The sequence below is a fragment of the Janthinobacterium sp. UMAB-60 genome (assembly GCF_900095235.1).
Lineage (GTDB): Bacteria > Pseudomonadota > Gammaproteobacteria > Burkholderiales > Burkholderiaceae_D > Janthinobacterium.
This window is the reverse complement of record NZ_LT607483.1, coordinates 477,930-497,698: the sequence shown is the minus strand read 5'-3', so window position 1 is coordinate 497,698 and position 19,769 is coordinate 477,930. Positions and strand designations below refer to the sequence as shown.

The 19,769-nt window shown below is 58.7% G+C and carries 17 protein-coding genes; all 17 read right to left on the bottom strand.

Annotated elements, in window-relative coordinates; translation table 11 throughout:
• The coding region (locus K0F86_RS05570) for an NDP-sugar synthase (protein WP_257571998.1) at positions 1–906 on the bottom strand (906 nt) is incomplete at its 3' end.
• Positions 907–1,056: 150 nt separating this feature from the next.
• Positions 1,057–1,782 (bottom strand): WecB/TagA/CpsF family glycosyltransferase, encoded by a 726-nt coding sequence (locus K0F86_RS05565; protein ID WP_219133379.1) that lies wholly within the window; start codon positions 1,780–1,782, stop codon positions 1,057–1,059.
• 18 nt (positions 1,783–1,800) lie between these two features.
• Positions 1,801–3,300, bottom strand: coding sequence for a lipopolysaccharide biosynthesis protein (locus tag K0F86_RS05560; RefSeq protein ID WP_219133377.1), 1,500 nt, complete (start codon positions 3,298–3,300; stop codon positions 1,801–1,803).
• A 13-nt stretch (positions 3,301–3,313) separates the two neighbouring features.
• Positions 3,314–4,516: a glycosyltransferase gene (locus K0F86_RS05555; protein WP_219133375.1), complete on the bottom strand. Its 1,203-nt coding sequence runs from the start codon at positions 4,514–4,516 to the stop codon at positions 3,314–3,316.
• Positions 4,517–4,561: 45 nt separating this feature from the next.
• On the bottom strand, positions 4,562–5,629 hold the full coding sequence (locus K0F86_RS05550; RefSeq protein ID WP_219133373.1) for an acyltransferase: 1,068 nt from the start codon (positions 5,627–5,629) through the stop codon (positions 4,562–4,564).
• A 191-nt stretch (positions 5,630–5,820) separates the two neighbouring features.
• A complete protein-coding gene (locus K0F86_RS05545) occupies positions 5,821–6,948 on the bottom strand; it encodes a glycosyltransferase family 4 protein (RefSeq protein WP_219133371.1) in 1,128 nt (375 codons plus the stop codon).
• Positions 6,938–8,224, bottom strand: coding sequence for a polysaccharide polymerase (locus tag K0F86_RS05540; RefSeq protein ID WP_219133369.1), 1,287 nt, complete (start codon positions 8,222–8,224; stop codon positions 6,938–6,940). The genes K0F86_RS05545 and K0F86_RS05540 overlap by 11 nt, the downstream gene beginning before the upstream one ends.
• Positions 8,225–8,281: 57 nt before the next feature.
• A complete protein-coding gene (epsI, locus tag K0F86_RS05535) occupies positions 8,282–8,995 on the bottom strand; it encodes an exosortase-associated protein EpsI, B-type (protein ID WP_219133368.1) in 714 nt (237 codons plus the stop codon).
• Positions 8,988–9,881: an exosortase B gene (gene xrtB / locus K0F86_RS05530; protein WP_219133366.1), complete on the bottom strand. Its 894-nt coding sequence runs from the start codon at positions 9,879–9,881 to the stop codon at positions 8,988–8,990. The genes epsI and xrtB overlap by 8 nt, the downstream gene beginning before the upstream one ends.
• 464 nt (positions 9,882–10,345) lie before the next feature.
• Entirely contained in the window at positions 10,346–11,446 is a 1,101-nt protein-coding gene (locus K0F86_RS05525; RefSeq protein WP_219133365.1) for a glycoside hydrolase family 5 protein, read from the bottom strand.
• A gap of 397 nt (positions 11,447–11,843) precedes the next feature.
• Positions 11,844–12,731: a chain length determinant protein tyrosine kinase EpsG gene (epsG, locus tag K0F86_RS05520; RefSeq protein WP_219133363.1), complete on the bottom strand. Its 888-nt coding sequence runs from the start codon at positions 12,729–12,731 to the stop codon at positions 11,844–11,846.
• Between the two features lie 16 nt (positions 12,732–12,747).
• Positions 12,748–14,157 carry a chain length determinant protein EpsF gene (gene epsF, locus K0F86_RS05515; protein ID WP_219133361.1) on the bottom strand — a complete coding sequence of 470 codons (1,410 nt, stop codon included), beginning with the start codon at positions 14,155–14,157 and terminating at the stop codon, positions 12,748–12,750.
• 67 nt (positions 14,158–14,224) lie between these two features.
• Complete coding sequence (epsE, locus tag K0F86_RS05510; RefSeq protein WP_257571997.1) at positions 14,225–14,989, bottom strand: polysaccharide export protein EpsE; 765 nt, start codon at positions 14,987–14,989, stop codon at positions 14,225–14,227.
• Between the two features lie 88 nt (positions 14,990–15,077).
• Positions 15,078–16,013: an EpsD family peptidyl-prolyl cis-trans isomerase gene (locus K0F86_RS05505; protein ID WP_219133359.1), complete on the bottom strand. Its 936-nt coding sequence runs from the start codon at positions 16,011–16,013 to the stop codon at positions 15,078–15,080.
• Positions 16,014–16,303: 290 nt separating this feature from the next.
• On the bottom strand, positions 16,304–17,686 hold the full coding sequence (locus tag K0F86_RS05500) for an undecaprenyl-phosphate glucose phosphotransferase (RefSeq protein ID WP_219133357.1): 1,383 nt from the start codon (positions 17,684–17,686) through the stop codon (positions 16,304–16,306).
• An 8-nt stretch (positions 17,687–17,694) separates the two neighbouring features.
• The gene (epsL, locus tag K0F86_RS05495) at positions 17,695–18,942 is read right to left on the bottom strand and encodes an XrtB/PEP-CTERM-associated polysaccharide biosynthesis outer membrane protein EpsL (protein WP_219133355.1); all 1,248 of its coding nucleotides are present in this window, start codon (positions 18,940–18,942) and stop codon (positions 17,695–17,697) included.
• Between the two features lie 50 nt (positions 18,943–18,992).
• A complete protein-coding gene (locus tag K0F86_RS05490) occupies positions 18,993–19,664 on the bottom strand; it encodes a CAAX prenyl protease-related protein (protein WP_219133353.1) in 672 nt (223 codons plus the stop codon).
• Positions 19,665–19,769 lie beyond the last annotated feature (105 nt).

Here is a 19,769-nt window from a genome sequence, read left to right as displayed (position 1 = left end):
GGTGGGGCCGATGATGGTGGCGCCCGCCTCGATCTTGCAGCCCGAGCCGATATACACGGGCCCTTCGATGTGCGTGCCTTCCCACTCTATACTCGTATTCAAGCCCACCCAGATGCCCTCTTCCAACTGTACACCAGGCACGTCCATGTGGGCCACTTCCCCCATCATGACGCTTTGCGATACTTCCCAGTAATCCTTGATGTTGCCGATATCGATCCAGTTGAACGTGCGCGACTGGGCGTAGAAAGGCAAACCTTTTTCTGCCAGCAGGGGAAACAAGTCCGAGCCGATGTCGAAGACCGTATCCTTGGGTATCAAGTCCAGCACGGCAGGCTCGAAAATATAGATGCCGGTGCTGACATGGTTCGACAGGGCCGTTTCCTGGCTGGGCTTTTCCTGGAACGCCTGGATGCGGCCATCCTTGTCGCTGACCACCACGCCATAGCTCGACACCTTGTCCCACGGCACTTCGCGCGTGATCACGCTGGCCAGCGCCCCCTTGCGGCGATGCTCGAACAGGGCCGACTGGATGTCGAGGTTGATCACCGCATCACCGCACAGGACGATGGTGGTATCGTCAAAAAAGCCGCCGAATTCCTGGATCTTCTTCATGCCGCCGGCCGAGCCTATCGGCTGCGGCACCACCACGCCGGCATCGGTCATATAGCCTTCGAACGAGTAGCCGATCTGCACGCCATACTGATGGCCGTCGCCGAAATACTCTTCGATCTTTTCATGCAGGTAACTGACATTGACCATGATGTCGCGCACGCCATACTTGGCCAGGTGCTCGATCAGATAGGCCATCACGGGCTTGCCCAGGATGGGGATCATGGGCTTGGGTAAGTCATAGGTCAGCGGGCGCACGCGCGTCCCCTTTCCTGCGGCCAAAATCATTGCTTTCATTTCACGCTCCAATGTCAGTGGGGACGCCGAACTCTGCCTGCACCTACCCGAAGCGATAGAATATCACCAATTTGGCAACACTATTACCTTTTTCATACTATTTTTTGCGCATTGCAACATGCCAGACTGCCATCTTTTGTGGCGACCGCGTCAGCGGTACCTGGCGCATTCGCGCAGGAATACCAGGATGTCCCAGGTATAGCGTCGCAGCAGCCGGCGCGGCTCTTGCAGCAAACGGTAAAACCACTCCATGTGGATGCGCTGCACAAAAGCGGGCGCGCGGCGCTTGCCGCCGGACCAGAAGTCGAACAGCGCGCCCACGCCCACCAGTACGTTGGCGTCCAGGGCATCCTGATGAGCGAGTATCCAGCGCTCCTGGATAGGGTTACCCATCGCCACGAGCACGACCTGGGCGCGCGTCGCATTGATTTGCCGCACCAGATCGGGCGCACTGCCGATGCCGGCATGGCCATCGCAACTGCCGACGACGTCCTGCCCCAGCACGGTGCGCACATGCGTCACCGCCTTGGCCAGGATGTCGGGTTGCGCGCCCAGCATGAACACGCGCAGCGGCTGGGCGCTTTGCCCGAACAAATACGGCGTGAAATCGGTGCCATTCAGATTCGCGGCGAAACGGCGCCCCTGCATCAGCCTGGCGGCGATATCCATGCCGACACCATCGTTGACGATGAGGTAGCGGCGCGAGGAGTCAGCTTCCAGTACGAAGCGGTTCTTCACGATAAAGTTGGTATTGGCAAAAAACAGCGCCGTCTTTTCCCCGCGCGCGATGATGCCCAGCAAGTGCTGCGCCAGCCACTCGCGCGTCGTGCTCAGCACGGGAAAGCGGCTGATGTTGATGGTTTCTGGTGCTTCCATGGTGCTTGTGCGCCTCCTTCAATCCGCGGCCGCGCCGCGGTGCTTCAAATTGCGTAATTGCCTGAGCAGTGACAATGGATCAAAGCCCCCTGCCGTGCCGCGCAGCGCGCGCCCCAGCAGCAGCATCGGCAGCAGGTAGGCGATGGCGCCGGCAAACAGGGCCAGCACCAGCAGCACGATGGCGCTGCCCTGCCACCAGCGGACCATCGCGTACAAGGTCAGCAACAGTGCCGCAGCGCCCGCCAGGATAGGCTGCAGCGCCACCAGGAAGGACGTCCAGGGCAAGTCCATGGCCTTGCATGCCAGGTGCTGCGACCACGGCAACATCAGCAGGTAGGCGGCGGCAAACGACAAGCTCATCGCCAGCAAGCCATACTGGCTGAAGCAGGCGGCCAGGATCACGGCCAGGCTCAGCTGCAAGATACCGAGCAGCGGCGGCCAGCGGCTGTGTCCCAGGGCAAACAGTACATAGTTGTTCAGTTCCGCTACCGAAGAGAGGCAATACAGCAGTGCCAGCGCGGCGATGGTACTACTGGCAGGCAACCATTTCTGGCCAAATACCGTTGCCACCAGCGGCTCGGCCAGGGCGGCCTGGAACAGCAGCATGGGCAGCATCAGGAACAGCATCATCGCCAGCAATTGCAGGTAAGCCTGGCGCAGCTGCTCGGGCTTGCCGCTGGCGGCGGCGAACACGGGCAGCGACACGCGCAGCAGCGACGCCGTGATGACCAGGTACACGGCCGACGTCAGGCGCTTGGCCAGGTTGTACAGCCCGGTCGCATACGGCCCCAAAAAGAGACTCACCAGCAAGGAATCGCCATTGCTGTTGGCAAAAGACAAGACGCCGGAGACGCTGACCTGGCGCACATCATGCCAGTAGCGGCTGGGCCGCGCGCGCCACGCCAGGCTGGGCAGCCAGCCGCTTTGCAGCACCACCAGCAGCAGCGCCAGTCCGGCCGCCATCACTTGCTGCACCACCAGCGACATGGCGCCCCAGCCACGGTAGGCCAGTGCAATGCCCAGCACGCCACCGAGCATGACGGACACGGTGGAGCGGATGGCCAGCTGCTTGAATTTCATCTGCCGTACCAGCCGCGCTTCGTAGGAACGCACCATGCCGAAGAACAGGATCGAGAGGCTCATGCCTTGCAGCACGGGCGCCAGCGATGGTGCGCTGAACAGCGCCGAGACGGGGCCGGCGCTCAGGAACATGCAGGCGCACAACAACAGGCCGGCGGCCGTGCAGCGCCAGAACAGCGCCGAATAGACGCCGTCATCGGGTTCTTTCGCGCGTATCACGGGCATGGCCAGTGCGTCGAGCACGACCAGGCGCGAGAACAGGATGAACAAATGGGCAATCGTCAACAAGCCGAATTCGGCAGGGTTGAGCAGCCGCGCCAGGATGGCGAAGATGATGAAGGACAAGCCCTGCTGGGCCAGATTGTCGAGCACGGCCCAGAAGGAGCCGGACGCCATGCCAGGCGCCTTGACGGTGCCTTCGGCTTTGCTCTCGCTCATGCCGCTGCCCCGCTCATCGGCGGGCCTTGTAGCTGGCCACGGTCGCACTGACGAAATCGCTGATGCGCGCGGCTATCGTGCCGATATCGAAGCGGTGCGAATGCTGCAGCGCATTTTGCGCCAGGCGCATGCGCGCAGGCTCGTCCGGTTCCAGCACGTCGCGTAGCAAGGTGATCAGTTCGTCGTGCTGGCCCGAGGCAAAGGTGTAGCCGTTCTCGTTTTCGCGGATGCTCTCGGCGATGCCGCCGGAACGCGCGCAAATGACGGGCACGCCGTAGGCCAGCGCTTCGACGACGATGCGGCCAAACGGCTCCTTCCACTTCGACGGCACCACCAGCACGTCGAACAGCGGATAGACGTCATCGGGCTTGACCCAGCCCATGAACTCGACGTCGGCATCGCCGAATTTTTCACGCAGGCTGGCCACATACGCTTCGTCCTCGCCCGTGCCGCCGATCAGGAAGCGCACATTGCTGTTCGGCCCCATCAGGCGCGCCGCATCGGCCAGCACGTCAACACCCTTGTGCGGCGCCAGCACGCCCATGTAGCCAACGACCAGCTTGCCGTCGCGCGCCTTGGGCACCCGCCCCGCGATGGGGAACACGGGACCGGGAATGACGGCCGAAGTGGCGTGCTTGAAGTAGCCCAGTTCCAGATGTTGATCGACAACAAAACGCGTTTCGCCAAAGACCCCGTCCACCAGGTGCGACATCGGTTTCTTTCCGACTGACAACACCTTGCAACTGCCGCACTGGCCCGTGCAATTGGCGCCGTTCTTGAACAGGCCGCCACGCCAGCAAGCCAGAAAGTAACTCTGGATGACGTGTACCACGGGCACCTTGTGCATGCGCGCCAGCAACCAGGTTGCCACATTGATGTTTTCAATGCTGACCGTCATGACGACGTCGGGCCGGAAAGCCTTGACGTGCGGGCGCAAGCGCCAGTAGGCGCGCGGATTGAAATTTTCCAGCACATGCCACAACATCTTCAAGGCTGCCGGGCGTTTGGTAAAAAAGTAGTCCCAGTACACATTCGGCGAGCGCATGATATGCACTTCCACGCCCTTGTACTGTTCCACGCCGGCGGCGTCGCCGACAGTGACGACGCGCACCTCGTGTCCCTGGGCCAGCAAGCCGCTGGCGATCATGAACGAGCCTTCCGGCCCGCCCCCTTTGCCGCGCGGAGGAAAGGCGGCACACACAAGCAAAATTTTCAAGTCGGCGCTCGATCAGTAAAAAGAGAGAAAAAAGTGGACATGGCGTCAGCTGACGGTCGCCCTGTTCTTGACGCCCAGGCGCGCGAACATGCCCTCGATCCGTCCGGCGTACTTCTTGCCGAGGTTTTTCACGGCCAGCGCGCAATAGCGTTCCACCGTATAGAAGTACAGGGTCGCCAGCGCAATGATCAGCCCGAAAGTCAGCGCGACGACGACGGGATGGGCAATATCGTCCGGATACAGTTTCTTGACCCAGTACAGCACCGGCATGTGCAGCAGGTACAGTGAAAAACTCAGGCTTCCCATCAGCCGCAGCAAGGGATTGCCGAACAGCAGGCGCGCGCTGAGGGAGTCGAAGGAAAAGGCGAAAATAAAGAAGGCCACCAGCACCGCCATCACCAGCGTGCTGAGGTTTTCATGGGTCATGCGCTCGCTGAGCTGGATGAAGCCGCATTCGACGCCCAGGAAAAGCAGCAACAAGCTCACATGGATGATATTGATCAACTGCGGCTGGTGAAATTCAATGTGCATCTTCCGGCGCACCACGCCGGCCAGCACGCCAAAGGCAAAGTAGTGCAGATTGGCGCCCACAAACGTGCCCGGCAGGCTGCGGCGCACCATGATCAGCAGCACGCAGGCGAAGACGATAAAGACCAGTGGCAAGGCATTCTTGGTCGACACATAGTGGGCCGTTGCGCTCCACAGCAGCAGGAACAGGACATAGAACTGCACTTGCGGGCCTATCGTCCAGAAGACAGACTCGTTACCGATGAACAACAGATGACGCAGCAAATTGTGCGTGCCGATCTGATACTCGAACTGCGGGTCGAAGCAAGTGAAGATGACGAAGGACGCAAGGATCGTGAACAGGTAGGCGGGCGCGATGCGCGTAAAGCGCGCCAGGCTGTAGGCAGTCACGTCCTCGGCACAGAATTTCTTGTCGAGATACAGGTAGGACAAGAGAAAGCCGCTGAGCGAGAAAAAAATCATCACGCCCAGGTTATGAAAATGGTGCGACAGGCGTAAAAATCCTTCGCTACCCATGTGGGCGTAAATCACCATCAGGGCGGCAAAACCGGCCAGGCCGGAGATTGAATCGATTTTCTTGTTCACTGAGATAGCTCACCGGTTATGAAGGAAAAACATAGCCGTCTCGGCTGCTCCTGCGATCGGTGCGTCAATACACCGCCGCGCAGCACTATTATAATTAGATTAATTTTTATTGTCCGCACATTATGACATGCCGCTTGAAACAATTACCGTTTACACTACAGTACCGGTCAGTAAAAATCTTTGACGCCAGCTTATTTTCGCTTGCGCAGAAGTTCTTCATAGATTGCCACGTAGCGCCCGCCGATATGATTCCAGCTGTACTGCTCGGAAAAATGCTGCAATTGCATGCGCCGCGCCGCGTACGCATCCTGGTCTTGCGCATGCGCGGCGGCAATTGCCGCCACCGTCTGCGCCACGTCGCCAGTGTGCAAGATACCGAGCTGCGCCTTTTCCAGCAGCTTGCGAAATGGCGGAATATCGCTGAGCACGGGCGTCAAGCCCGCGCTCATCGCTTCGATGGCGGCAATGCCAAAGCCTTCATGACGCGACAGGCAGATATAGTAGCTCGACTGCGACATCAGCTCGGCCAGTTGCGCATCGCTGGGATTGGCGACGATGCTGACGCGTTCGGCAATCCCCTTCTCGCGCGCCAGCGCTTCCAGGTCGGCGCGGCTGAGGTCATACTCGCGCCCGGCAATCACCAGGCGCCATTCAGGATGGCGCGCGGCCAGTCCGGCAAACAGGTCCAGCGTTTCCTTCAACCCCTTGTTCGACGACCAGCGCCCGAAATACATGATGCACGGCAACTTCGTGACGGAACCCTTGGCCTGGTACTTTTCCACATTGACGCCGTTTTCAATCACCGTCAGGCGCGGCGCCTTGATGATCTTGCCGAACAGATTGCCATCGTTGTCGCTGGTGCCGACCACGCGCGCATACGCGTGCGAGGTGGCGCGCGTGACGGTATGGAAGAAGATCGTCTTCAGGCGCGAGGCAAAGCTGGTATGGAAGAAGCCGCCATGGGTGGAGGCAACCAGCGGACGCCGGTGCAGCCACTTGGTGGCGGCCAGGTAATCATAGGCAAAATCGACGCCATGCACGTGCACCACGTCATAGTCGCCCAGCAGTCGCACCACGCCGGGCGAGAACGGATAGCGCGTCGAGCCCGAATAGGGAATGCGGATCACGCGCACGCCATTGACCACCTCTTCCGCCGGCAGGATGTCGGCCGGGTTCACGAATACGCGGTTCAGCGTGATGATGGTGGGAATGTGGCCGTGGCAACGGGCTTGGTAATGGGCAATATTTTGTACGACATCTTCCATGCCACCGATCGATGGATAGTACTGGCGAACAACATGTGCAACTTTAATCGGCATAATGGGCTTTCCCGGCAACAAATTGGCCGGAGCGCAGCGGAGAGGTCAGCCATTTCTTGTCGCGCACGGCGCAACAGCCGAGCAAGAACCAGAGGACGCCGGCCGACTTCAGCGCGAACAGGGAGGTACCGCTGATGCACAGGATCAGCGACATATAGATAACGATATAGGTACGGAAGCGCTCGCCGTGTTCGTCACGCATCTTGATCATCCACAGGCCGATCCACAGCACCACGCAGCCAAACAGGCCAAAGCGCGTCAGGATGATGGAATAGCCCATGTCGCCGAAGTTGATGTTATAGCCGGCCAGTCCGAAAATTTCAGCCGTGCCGAAACGCACCATGGTAATGCCGCTCAAATACAAGCGGCCAGGAATGTTGTCACTGTAGCGCCCATCGTAGTACAGGCCGAACAGGATCAGGATGACGGCACACACGAAAGGCAGGATCATCACCAGGCGATTGCCGCGTCCTGAAAAAAGCAGGCGCATCAGCACCATGAAACCCATGGTCACCAGGCCATAGCGCGAATCGGCCAGGGTGATCATGATGGCGGCGGCGCCGAGGAAAAAGGCCATCGAGCGCCATTGCTCGCGGCCCTTGGACAAGCCCCATGCCGCCACGATCACGGCAAAGTTGCCGAGCGAGACAGGTTCGAGAAATACGGACGAGACGCGATGGTTGCCCAGCAGGAAAGGCAGGATGGTGCGGCCGATGCCGGCCGGGCGGATGCCGTTCAGCGCCAGGGTGCTGCCTTCAGCCCAGTTGGTACTGGTCGCGATATTGCCTTGCGCCAAGTAATACGAATACACATTGAACAGCTTGGAATACACATCGACCAGCAGCAACTCGAAAAAGCCCACCGCCAGCACGATATAGATAATGATCTTCAACAGACGGTCGGCGAATTTCTCGTCACCGAAATTGCGCCCAAGAAAATAGAAGAGCACCAGGATGATAATGTCGCGGAAACCCTTGGGATCGAGCGAACTGCGCAGCAAGGCCAGCAGCAGCAAATACGAAGCGATCAGGGTCAGGATGGCCACGAAAGACAGTTCGATACGGCGCAACAGCAGCACGGCACAAGTGACGTAGATGCACAGCTCGGAAAACGCCACCAGCGCCGTCGATGCCTTGAAGAAATGCGTGTGCACAAAGCACAGCACCGCCTGGTAAACCGTGGCGGCGATCAGGATGGCCAGCAACAAATGGCGCTTGTTGCGCTCCTCGCCAGCGTCGGGCAAGCTGGCGTGGGGGGGGCGGGCGTAGAGAGTCATGCTTGTTTCATCATCGGTTAATAAGACAGATTGGTCAGGCTACACGCCGTGTTATTGCTAGTCATCGAACTTGCCGGCCAGTTTTTCCGTCGGCGCCTTGCCGATATGGGCAAACAGGGCATTGACGAACTGATCCTGCAACGCATATGCCGCCGTCTTGTCGGCCTGGATGCTCGAGACGCGGAACAGCAAGCCATCGGGCACCTTACCGCCCAGGCCATAGAACAGCTGGAGCAGCTTGCGCCCCACGCCAGGCAAGGTGGCGCGGTCGCCAACGGTCACCCAGTAGGTAATCGGCTCATTGCGGCTGCCACTGACTGCCACCAGGCGGCGCACGGGAATGTTGCGCTCGGCCACCTTCAGCGTGCCCACGTCATTGCTGGTGATGGCAAAGCCTTGCGCCGTATAGCAAATTTCGGGGCGGTGTGCCTGCGTCGCTTCGCCGCGCTGGTCATCGCCATAGGCAACCGACAGCAAGATGCGTTCGCCAGCGGCGTTCACATAGGTGCGCGCCAGCGTTTGCGTGTAAATCTTCGCCAGCGCAGCCTCCGCTTCCGGGTTGACCACGGCGGCGGCCGCATCGCGCTCTTCATGCCACTCGCCGAACTCGGCCGGCACCAGCGCCGTCAGGTCCAGCATGGGCTTGCCTTCGGACATCTTGACCGTAGGCGTCACTATCTTCGTCAGCACCGAGGTCGATACCATCAGCACGCCCAGCAGCAGGCCCGCGAACAGCGTCTTGCGCTGCATACCTTGCAGTGTATCAAGCATGCTTTTTCTCCCGCCGCTGCACATACGACTGCAACAGCCAATCAACGCCCAGGATCAGCAACAGGGCGGATATGAACAGCACCATGCCGGCAAAACCATGCAGGAAGCCCTGCCCTGCCGCGTCGCCGAAATAATACGTAATCAGGGTCAAGGTCATCACGCGGATCACATTGGCCGTAAAGGAAATCGGCACGATCAGTACGGCCAGCACGCCGTTGCGCAGGGCGGACGTATGGCGCACCAGATTGAGGTAGAACAAACCCAGGGCTTCGAGCGTAAACAGTGTGTGCAAACCGGCGCAGGCATCTGCTACCATCAACTGATATTGGCCCATCTGCAAAATCACGCCGCTGCGGGCGATCGGATAACCGAGGAAAAACAGCACATGTTCAGTGACATACGACACAGCCGTCTTCATCGGCATCGTCAACATCGCCACCAGGATGCCGGGCAAGGGAATCATGAACAGCATGAAAAACAGGGGAAACCACATGATGCGCAAGGCCAGGGTACCGCGTTTGATCAGCAGCACCGCAGCCAGCAGGACGATGTAGGAGCCGATTTCAAAGATGGAAAACTGTTGCGAGCGGCCCAGCACATACATGACCAGGCCCACCACGGCGACGACCCAGCCTGCCCTGGACGAAGGCTGGCCCTCGGTTCTTGCCATCATTTCCGGCCACTTGCGGTACAGCAGCCAGGTCGACAGCACGAGGATGATCGGGCCATGCGCCTGCTCCTCGCTCATCCACAAGCCAGTGATCAAGTCATAAAAGGACGGGACGTACAGGGCCAGCAAACCGATCACGACCGGTCCCCATTCGGGAATGGCGGCCTTCCACCACGGTATCACGGCGCCGCGCGAGCTTAAGGAAGAGGTTTGCATTACTACCCCATGAATGACTGTCGTATCAAAAGCGCCTGCCTTACCGAATGGTACAGCACAGCATCGTTGGCATCGGTTAAACCTCGGCCTATCGTATTTGCAAGATAGCTCCCCCAGAAACCTTTAAAGGATAAGAAACTATTTTAACAAAACATTAAGATTATAACGGAGCCGCGACGCTGGTCAAGCTGAAATACTGCATTTGGGCAGGCTATTTTTTCGTCCACGCGCAAATATTGGCAAAAGAGACAAATCCCTGTGCAATCAATCACTTGCCATATGGAAAAATGATTCTTTTGATCAACTTTAACCTGCCGCAGCTGCCACGACGGAAACGAACCTACACGAACGGCAACACGCGTACTTCAGCGGCAAGCTGCGCGATAAAACGGTGCGCATGACCGCTCCAACTGGCGCGACCATGCGTGCGCAACAAGCATCGTGGCACAACGCTACGCCACCGCCTATTTTTGCCACTCGGCCTGCAGCAGGGTCAGGGAATTACGCGTCACGCCCACGACCGGCTGCACACTGAAGATATAATTCTTGCCCCACCACGCGCCCGCTGACCAGTACGTCCAACCGGCCCATGGCGCGTTACGCATCGACGTCAGCGCCGCCTGCAAGGTGGGCCGGCACTCTGGCGTGTCGGCAACGCCAAATTCGCCCATGAACACACTTTGCTTGTTGGCCACGGCCCAGACCCTGACCTTTTCGAGGATATCAGTCAGCTTGGCCGGAGAGATGCAATCGGCCTTGGTTCCCGAGTAATTCGAGTCGACATACTGGTGCACCTCGATCAGGGTGCGCGCCAACGGGTCTTTCACGCTAGCAAAAGTCGTGGCGTTGGACACGCCATCACGCGGCGTGGCCCAGTCATGCGCGCCGCTATAGGTACCGCCAGCAATGACGACCAGGTGTTTCGCGTCATTTTCACGCAATTTTGCCAGCGTGGCCTTGGACGTTTCGCCCCATTGCCTCAGGCTCGTCAGCACCGGCTCGTTCATGAGTCCAAGCGCGACCGTATCAGTATCAGGGAAGGCTGCACTCATGCGTACCCAGAAATCGGCAAAGTCCTCGGTCGTGGCGCCAGGCCTGCCCAATGGAATATTGTTGTAGGCACCATAGTTATGCGCATCAAGCAGCACGCACATGCCGTGCGACTTCGCCGTCTCCACCACCTTGGCAATAAACCTCAGCTGTGTCGGGTCGAGCGGACCGCCAGCGACAGGCTGCAAGCGTTCCCAGCGGAACGGCAGGCGCAGCATGTTCGCGCCCAGATTGGCAAAGTAGCTGATATCGTTCGTGCTCGGATACATGAAATCCTTGAATACGGTACCGGGAATCTTGCCACCATTGAATTCCGCCCCGGCCAGGTTGACGCCGCGCAAGGGCGCCTTGTCCAGGCAAGTGGCGCCGGCAGGCACGGCAACAGCCATCGCCGCGGTCAGCAACACGCCCAGCGCGCCGCGGCGCACACGTCCTGCGCCCGCCATGGCGCCGCCGGCATCTGGCCCCCTGTGATCGCTGCTCAATTGCCGGATTGTTTCGAACAGAAATTTCATGTTGCCATCCCTCCATTGTGGAAATACATCGTTTGCCCACTATACATTTCCCATCCTTGCTGGCGCAATACAAACCAGGCATGGCTTGATGTTGAACATGGTCTGGCCTTGTCAATACGTGCATCGTGTCGCCACCGGCAGGTATTCCCCCTATCGGATCGCAAGCTGCCATATTTGCCGGGCGACGGTCCGCTCAGACAGCGATAGTTTAATCATGGGTTGTCATTGATTCGACGCCTGGACAAGCCGCTCTATTTCATCACGAAAAGAATTCGTGTGGCGCTTGTTCACAGCATGAAAATGGCCGCACATGGCGGCCAGGCAAATTCGGGGAGAGGAAGCATGCATCGCATGCCTGCTTAGGCACGATATGCGCAGGGGCAGCGATAATGCGGGGTTAAAACTCTTGCATAACGGTACCAACAATTTCAACACCGTTACGCTCCAGCTGCTCGGCGAAGGCTGCCAGATCGGCAAGTCCGGTGGCATTCTTGCGCGCCACCAGCAAGGCGCCGCCCGCGCGTGCGGCAACGGCCAGCGCGTCCGAGCCGCTGGAGAATGGCGCGACGTCGTACAGCACCACGTCATAGCGCGAGGCGATTTGCTCGTTGAGTGTCGCAAATGAAGTGCGGCTAAGCAATTCCTGCGGATTCGGCGGCAAGGTACCCGCGCTCATGACCGACAGGGCAACAAACGAATCGATCTTGGCGATCGCGTCCAGGTCGCCGCGGCCAGCCAGCAGGTCCGACAGGCCCTGGCGCCCTTTCAGGCCGAAGAATTCCTGCTGTTGCGGCGCGCGCAAGTTCGCATCGACCAGCAAGGTTTGCTCGCCGAGCTGGGATAAGACCACGGCCAGGTTGGCGGCAAAGATGGCGGCGCCATCGTCCGCATTGATACTCACCACCACCAGCGCCTTGTGGCCGCGCGCGAACCAGCGCAGCATCAACTGGCTGCGGATGGCGCGCAAGGTTTCGACTTGCTGGCCAAATGGCTCGTACGCGGCAATCAGCTTGTCCGAAAAATTACCGCTGCCGCGCGGCAGGTAGGGATAATTGAACTGGCGCGCGAGTACCTGCTCGATATCGGCTTCGGTGATCAGGCCCAGGCGCTGCGCCGCTTCACCAAAACGGATGCCCAGTTCCTTCTGCATGCGCAGCACGCGTTCGGCATTTTCGGGCGTGATCTTGCCCGACTCCAGCAGCAAGGCGCCGATACTTGAATCGCCAACGTGCGCCGTGTGGGCGCCAGGTGCTGGTACATGGCCAGGAAGTGCAGGATGATTCATTGTGTTTCCTATCGAATTAATTCAAACGCAAGCGGCTCGACAACACCGACTTCAGGGACTTGAAGCGGCGGCGCTTCGGCGCTTGCCAGGCGATCACGCCCAGCACCGGAATTTGCAGCGCATCGAACAGATCGCGTTCGGAGCGCACGCGGCGGTCCAGCATTTCCAGCAGAATACTCAAGCCCAGGCCCAGCAAGCCGCCAAAGAAGAAGGCAAGCACGGTGTTGAGGATGACTTTCGGCCCCGCCGGCACGACCGGCGGCACGGCAGGATTGAGGATGGAGATATCGGACTGTTCGGCCTGGCCTTCGATGCTGGTCTGCGAAAAACGCTGCGACGTGGCGTCGTAGGCGCGCTGGGCGCTTTCGACATCCTTCATCAGCACGCCCATTTCATCGCGCGTGCGGTTCAGTTCCAGCACCTTGCTTTTTTGCGCCGCAAGCGCGCCACGGATGGCACCTTCGCGCTGCTGCAAAATCTGCGCATTGTTGCTCACGCTGCCTGCAGTAAGACGGATAGCTGCCGCCAGGTCGCTGCGTAATTTATCGAGTTCCGCCTTGGCGCTGATGTATTGCGGGTGGTTCTGCGACAGGCGCTGTGAAATCTCGGCAAACTTCGATTCGGCCGTGCCGAGGGCAATCTTCAAATTCTGGATCATCGGATTTTGCGCCACATCGGGCGATTCCAGCGACGATGTGCCTTGCGCCATGCGCTGGCGCGAGGTCGCTTCCATCGACTGCGACTGCGCCATCACCAGTTGCTGCGACAAATCGTTCAGGCGGTTCGATTCCACGTCGACGCGGTTATCCAGGCTGACGATGCCATTTTCCTGCTGGTACTTGGACAAACGGCTTTGCGTTGCTTCCAGCACATCGCGCATCTGGCGCGTCTGGTCATTGAAATAGGCCGAGGCTTTTTTCAAAGGCTCGACTTTCAGCTGGATGCTGACGCGCTGGTACTCTTCCGCAAAGGCATTCGCGATGGCGGCCACGAAATTCGGGTCCGAACCGCTGAAACTGATTTCTACAACGCTACTTTCACGCGAAGGTACGACCTCGAGTTTTTTCAGCAACAGATCGGCCAGCCAGTCACGCACCGCGCCCTCGCCGCCCGTGGCAGCGTTGAACTGGGCGATGACGGCGGGATTTTGCGCCAGCTTCAGAGAATCGACGACATGCAGGGCAACGTTCTTGCTGCTGATGATATCGATTTGCGTGGCCATGTAGCCGGCCATCAGTTGACCCGGCATTGCCAGGCCCGTGACGGTATCGACGCCCTTGTAGTTGAGCAACACGGATGCCGTGCCCTTGTACGTCTTGGGCAGGAGCAGGCTGATCGCCAGCGTTGTCGCCACCACGATCACCAGGGTGATCCAGATGACGCGCTGGCGAGCGCGCAATATCAGTAAAAACTGGGAGAAATTCATAGAAGCCGTCTCATATCATCGCAAAACAATCGGTACAAAATAGGCAGCAAAGCGCTGCCACCATCACTTAAAACCAGCTTTCCTTCACATACACCACGTCGTCGCTGAGCAGCAGGTCATCGTGATTGGCATCGATGATCTGCAACTTGCCGTCCGCCCCCCGGCGCTTGATGCGGATGTTGCGCTCGGTGCCGCGCTGGGTCAGGCCACCACCGGCCGACAGCGCCTGCAGCACCGTCATCGAGCGCTCCAGGCGCATGGGGCCTGGACGTTGCACTTCACCATAAATATAGATGCGTGGAGCGCGTTCTACAAATACAACATCGTTGGCGGCCAGGTCAAAATCGCGGTTCAGGTCGGAAGTACGCACCATTTCCACGACATCGACGACATCGGTCGTGGTCTTGCCATCGCGTTTGCGGATCAGGCTGACCGTATCGCCGCCCTCGGGACCGATGCCACCGGCCAGCGCCAGCAAGTCAAGCAGGCTGCGGCGGCCATCGACCGGATAACGGCCCGGTCGGTTCACCTGGCCCAGCACCGACACTTGCTGACTTTGCAACAAGGTAACGATGATATTGACTTGCGGCTTTTTCACAAAGCCGCCCGTTTCGAGCTTGTTGGCAATCTTCTTTTCCGCCTCGGCGACGGGCATTTTCATGACGTTGACCTGGCCGATCAGAGGGAACGTGATGTCGCCCGCTTCGCTGACGCGCGTTTCCACGCCCAGATCCGGGTTGCCGTAGACGGAAATCTTCAGCACGTCGCCCGCGCCGAGCACGACTTCTCCGGCATTGGCACTGCCCAGCGTGAAGGCCAGCAGTGAAGTCATTATCAAAAGTATCAGTCGTTTCATCATCAGCTCGATCTCGTCGGTCATTACAGTTAGTTAAGCAAAATATCAATGGTGCCAGGCATGCTTATTTCAGGCCAGCAACGCCTCGTGCGGTAGCCGCAGCGCTGGCGCTTGCCGCGGCTGCAGAAGCGGCACCCGATGCCGCAGTGGCGGCAGAAGCAGCAGGTCGGTTCAGATACTCGATCTTGGCCGCTGCGCGCAGGCGCTCCATTTCTTGCTTGGCGGCATCCTTTGTCCTGGTATTGACCAGGTACTGCTCGATCTGCGGCGCGGCGGCGGCCAGCTTGACCGGCACCTCCTTGATGTCGACGATCGTCATCAGCATCGCGCGTTCACCTTCATTGATGATGAACAGCTGGCCTTTCGGCATGGATTGCAACTTGGTAACCAGTTCCGGCGCCAGATCCGTCGTCGTGCGCGACACCTGGCCACGCGCAAAACCGATCTTGTTGCTCTCCATCCAGGCCGCCACCTCATCGAGCGACTTGCTCTTGTCGATCACTTGCTTGAGCGCATCGTTCATATCCTTGCTGGCGATCAGCAACTGGCGCATGTCGAACTGCTTGCGATTACTGAACAATTCAGGGTGCTTGTTGAAGTAATCTTCCACTTCGGCCTTGCTCGGAGGCGCAATGCCGCTCAATTTCTTTTGCATGTAGGCCTGGCTGATGATCAGCGCCTTGGCCCGCTCGATGGCTTGCATGACCTTCGGATCGCGGTCGATCTTTTCTTTCAACGCAACATTCTCGACCACTTGGCGGTCGATCAGCGCTTCGAGCAATTGTTTGCTGGCCGCTTCCTGCTGCGCCGCCGGCACGCCGGCGCGCTGCAATTCCTCGTTCAGCTGCAGCGCCGTGATTTCTTCGCCATTCACGCTGGCGAGCGCCTGGCCCACCTTCTTCTGCTTATCGCCACCACAGGCGGCCAGGCCGGCCACTGTCAACAGGATAACGCCAGCGGTCAGAATGCGGTGTTGTACATCAATTCGTTTCATTTTCATCGGACTCGCCATCTCAGAGGGTTCAACATGTTTTCAACCGCCGCCACGCTTTTCGGGCAGGCGGATCAAAACGATGCATGCATACATAGTTTCAGCACGCTATCTTACAGGCTCTGCAATCACTTTAGCATGCAACAGGTACAAATTATGCAACAGAATTATAGAAATCACAAATGATGCAACTAATTTTCTTGGGTCAACATAAATGCCAGACGGCGGGCAACTTGGGAGTTGTCGCCACACCACAATGCTTGGCTGTGCGGCAATCTTCTTGATAGCCTGTCGCACCATCAATGGGCATTTTCCCGTTTCAGCACCACTTGCACCGTGCGCACCACGATCCACAGGTCCAGCCACAGCGACCAGTTGCGCAGATAGTCCAGGTCGAAATGCACGCGCGCTTCCATCTTGTCGAGGGTTTCCGTCTCGCCCCGCAAGCCATTGACCTGCGCCCAGCCGGTAATGCCCGGCTTGGCCTTGTGGCGCAACATATAGCCCTTGATCAACTTGCGATACTGCTCATTGTGTGCCACTGCGTGTGGTCGCGGGCCAACAATACTCATACGCCCTTGCAACACATTGATAAACTGCGGCAACTCATCGAGCGAACTGCGGCGCAGGAAAGCGCCAATGCGCGTCAGGCGCTGGTCATCCTTGGTGGCCTGCACCACCTTGGCACCGTCTTCCGACACCGTCATCGAACGGAATTTATAGACGATAATTTCTTCACCATACAGGCCGTAGCGACGCTGCTTGAAAATGACGGGACCGGGCGAGGTCACCTTCACGGCGATGGCAATCATCAGCATCAGCGGCAGCAGGCACAACTGGATCAGGCAGCCGAGCACCAGGTCGCTCATGCGCTTGATCGTGCTGTTCCAGCCGGTAAATGGCGATTCGCAGATGGCGATGACGGGCATGCCGCACACGTTGTCAAAACGCGCCTGCATCAGGTCAAATACATAAATATCCGGCAGGAAATACACCGAGGTGGTGGTGTCCTGCAATTCATCGAGCAACTTGCGGATGCGCGGCTGCGCCGAGATGGGCTGGCTGATGAAAATCATCTTGGTCTGCTTGCTGCGGACGTAAGCGGCAATCTCATCCATTCGGCCCAGCATCGGGTGATCCATGCCTTCTGGCCAGCGCTCCTCTTCCCGGTCGTCAAAGTAGCCTTCCACCTGCATGAACAGGTTCGGGTGCTTGCTGATGGCGTCGGCAAAGCGCACGCTGACATTGTTGGCGCCGATGATGGCGACAGAGCGCACTTCGTCGCCGTTACCCTGGATGGAATGTGCGCGCCGCGCCGCCAGTTGCAGGAAAATCAGCAGCAACGGCGTGATGACAAACCAGGCATACACGACCTTGACATGATAATGCTGCGCCAGGCCGCTGACCACGCCGAGCATGACCAGGATCAGCGCCGTGATGGCCCAGCCGACGATCACGTCGCGCGCATAGGCCCACATGCGCCCGGCACGCCAGGCGCGATACGGATCGATATGCTGATAGATGGACGATGAAATGAAAAACGCCAGTATCATCAATACCAGGGCATAACCGTCGAAGGAAGAACCGAGTACGATCGAGCATCCATACAGCGTGAACATGATGACCAGAGGGTCGAGCACACGCTGGAAAAAGGAAATCAGGGGTATATCGTTAATCGTCATTTTACTTTTCAGAATTGAACATTGGCGGAGAACGAAACCCCTTGGGCTCGGTAACTATTGCTGCCCACGATAGGATTGCCGCTGCGCCTGCCGCGAAATGCATCGGCTTCCAGCGTGATGTTGCGCAGCGGTGTGTAAGTCAGGCCCAGCGAACTGCTGGTGCTCGCATCGGACAGGCCACTCAGGGCCGTGAAGCCATTGATGGTGCTGAAGTCACGCTTCTCGTGCTGCACCTGGGCATTGACACCCACCTTGGCCGTAGCGCTCCAGAAGGCCGCCACGCTGGCGCCCTTGTTCAGGCTGCTACCGACGATGCCGCCCTCGACCACCTGGAATTCGCGCCACAGTGCCGCATTGAAACGCAATTTTCCCGTCGCCACCCAATCGGCAATCAGGCGGCCGTTGGTGCCGCTGCTGCTGCCCGCACCCGACAGCGGATGCGTACGCCGCACCCAGCCGCCGAGGAACGACAGCTTGGTCGGTCCGCTGACGAGCCACAGCACATTGGCCTTGATTTCATCCTGCGTGTAATCATTATCGGGAAAACCCGTCCCTGCGCCGCCCTTGAATTGATAGTCCGACTTCAGGCGGCGCAGCTGCACGCCCACCTTGCTGCCGCTGGCGGCGAGATAATCGAGACCCAGTTCGGTCGCGTCTTCCGAGCGGTTGTTGATCTTTTGCGCGCGCAATTCATAGTCCGCATCGAAGCGCGAAACACCTGCGCGCACCTGCCAACTGGGATGGAACAGCCAGGTCACATCCGCATAATGGCGGCGCTGCGTGCGCAAATTGCGCTCGCTGGAATTGGTATCGGCAAATGGCGCCAGCGTTTCAAGGTAGCTGGTACCCAGATGGCCCTGTACGTGGTTGCCCAACTGCCAGGCCCAATCGACCAGCGCGTCCTTGCCGTTGTAATCGAGTTCCGTAAAGCGGTTGAAGGTCACGCGGCTCAGCTTGGCGTAGCCCGTGAACAGCTGCCGGCCGACGGGACGTTCGAACAGGAAGCCGCCCTGCACCGTCCGGCTGGTATCGCCCAGATCCGGCGTTTGCCCCGGAAACTCGCTCAGGCGCAGCAAGTTGTCGTCATAGGCAATCGACGTCTGGATGAACGGATGAATCGTGTCGCTGATTTCAGCATGGACGGCCGTGCTGAAGACAGCGCCGATCAGCAGCGACAGCGGGCCCAGGCGCGGCGTGCGAAAAACAGCTCGTGCTGCATCACCGGCAGCGCACTTTTTTTCAGTCAAGCTCAACATTTTTTTCATCTTTGTGATTACTGCATTAACTAATGGCGCCGATGACGCGATTACCAATAAGCCCATTGCCCAGTCATGAGTACCCAGACACCCAGCAAGCCATTCGTCACGCCGTGCGCGATGATGGCCGCCCACAGGGTGCGAAAACGCACGTAGAGCCACCCATATGCTAAGCCGGCAACAATGCCCGCAAACCACAAATTATGTTCAAAGCCAAACAGTATCGCCGTAACAACAATATAGCGAAATCTCAGCAGTGACGGTTCAACGGCCAGAAAATTCGGCGATTGTAACCAACGTAATAGAAAGGAGCGCCAGAACAACTCTTCCATCACGGGCACCACCAACGCGGCGCCGGCGATGCGCGCCAGCACCAGTGGCCAGTCGTAGCCATTACCGGAGCGCGGATCGAAACCGGCCGACTCGCCGATGACCATCCAGGACGCGCCCAGGTTGAGCCACAGCACCAGCACCACGATGCCCGCCAGCACGGCCCAGACAATGGCACGCCAGCCCATGACCGGCGGACCGGGCCAGGCCAGCTCCGTATAGTGCCGGCGATATCGCCACAGCAGAGCCAGAACGACGCCAATTTTCACCACATACAAATAGCGTAGTTGCTCCTGAGCATAGCCCGCCCATATTAACACATCAGCAATAAGAATAAAAAATAGATAAGTAAAAAAAGGCAGCACGCGTGGCAGCGCGAGTCGGTCAAACATGAAGGCGCTCCCCCGTTTCCGGTCTGGTGATGGCTGGCAGATACAGATTGCTTGCGGCCGGTGCCGCTACAGTAACAACACGGGGAATAGTATCAGCAATATTGT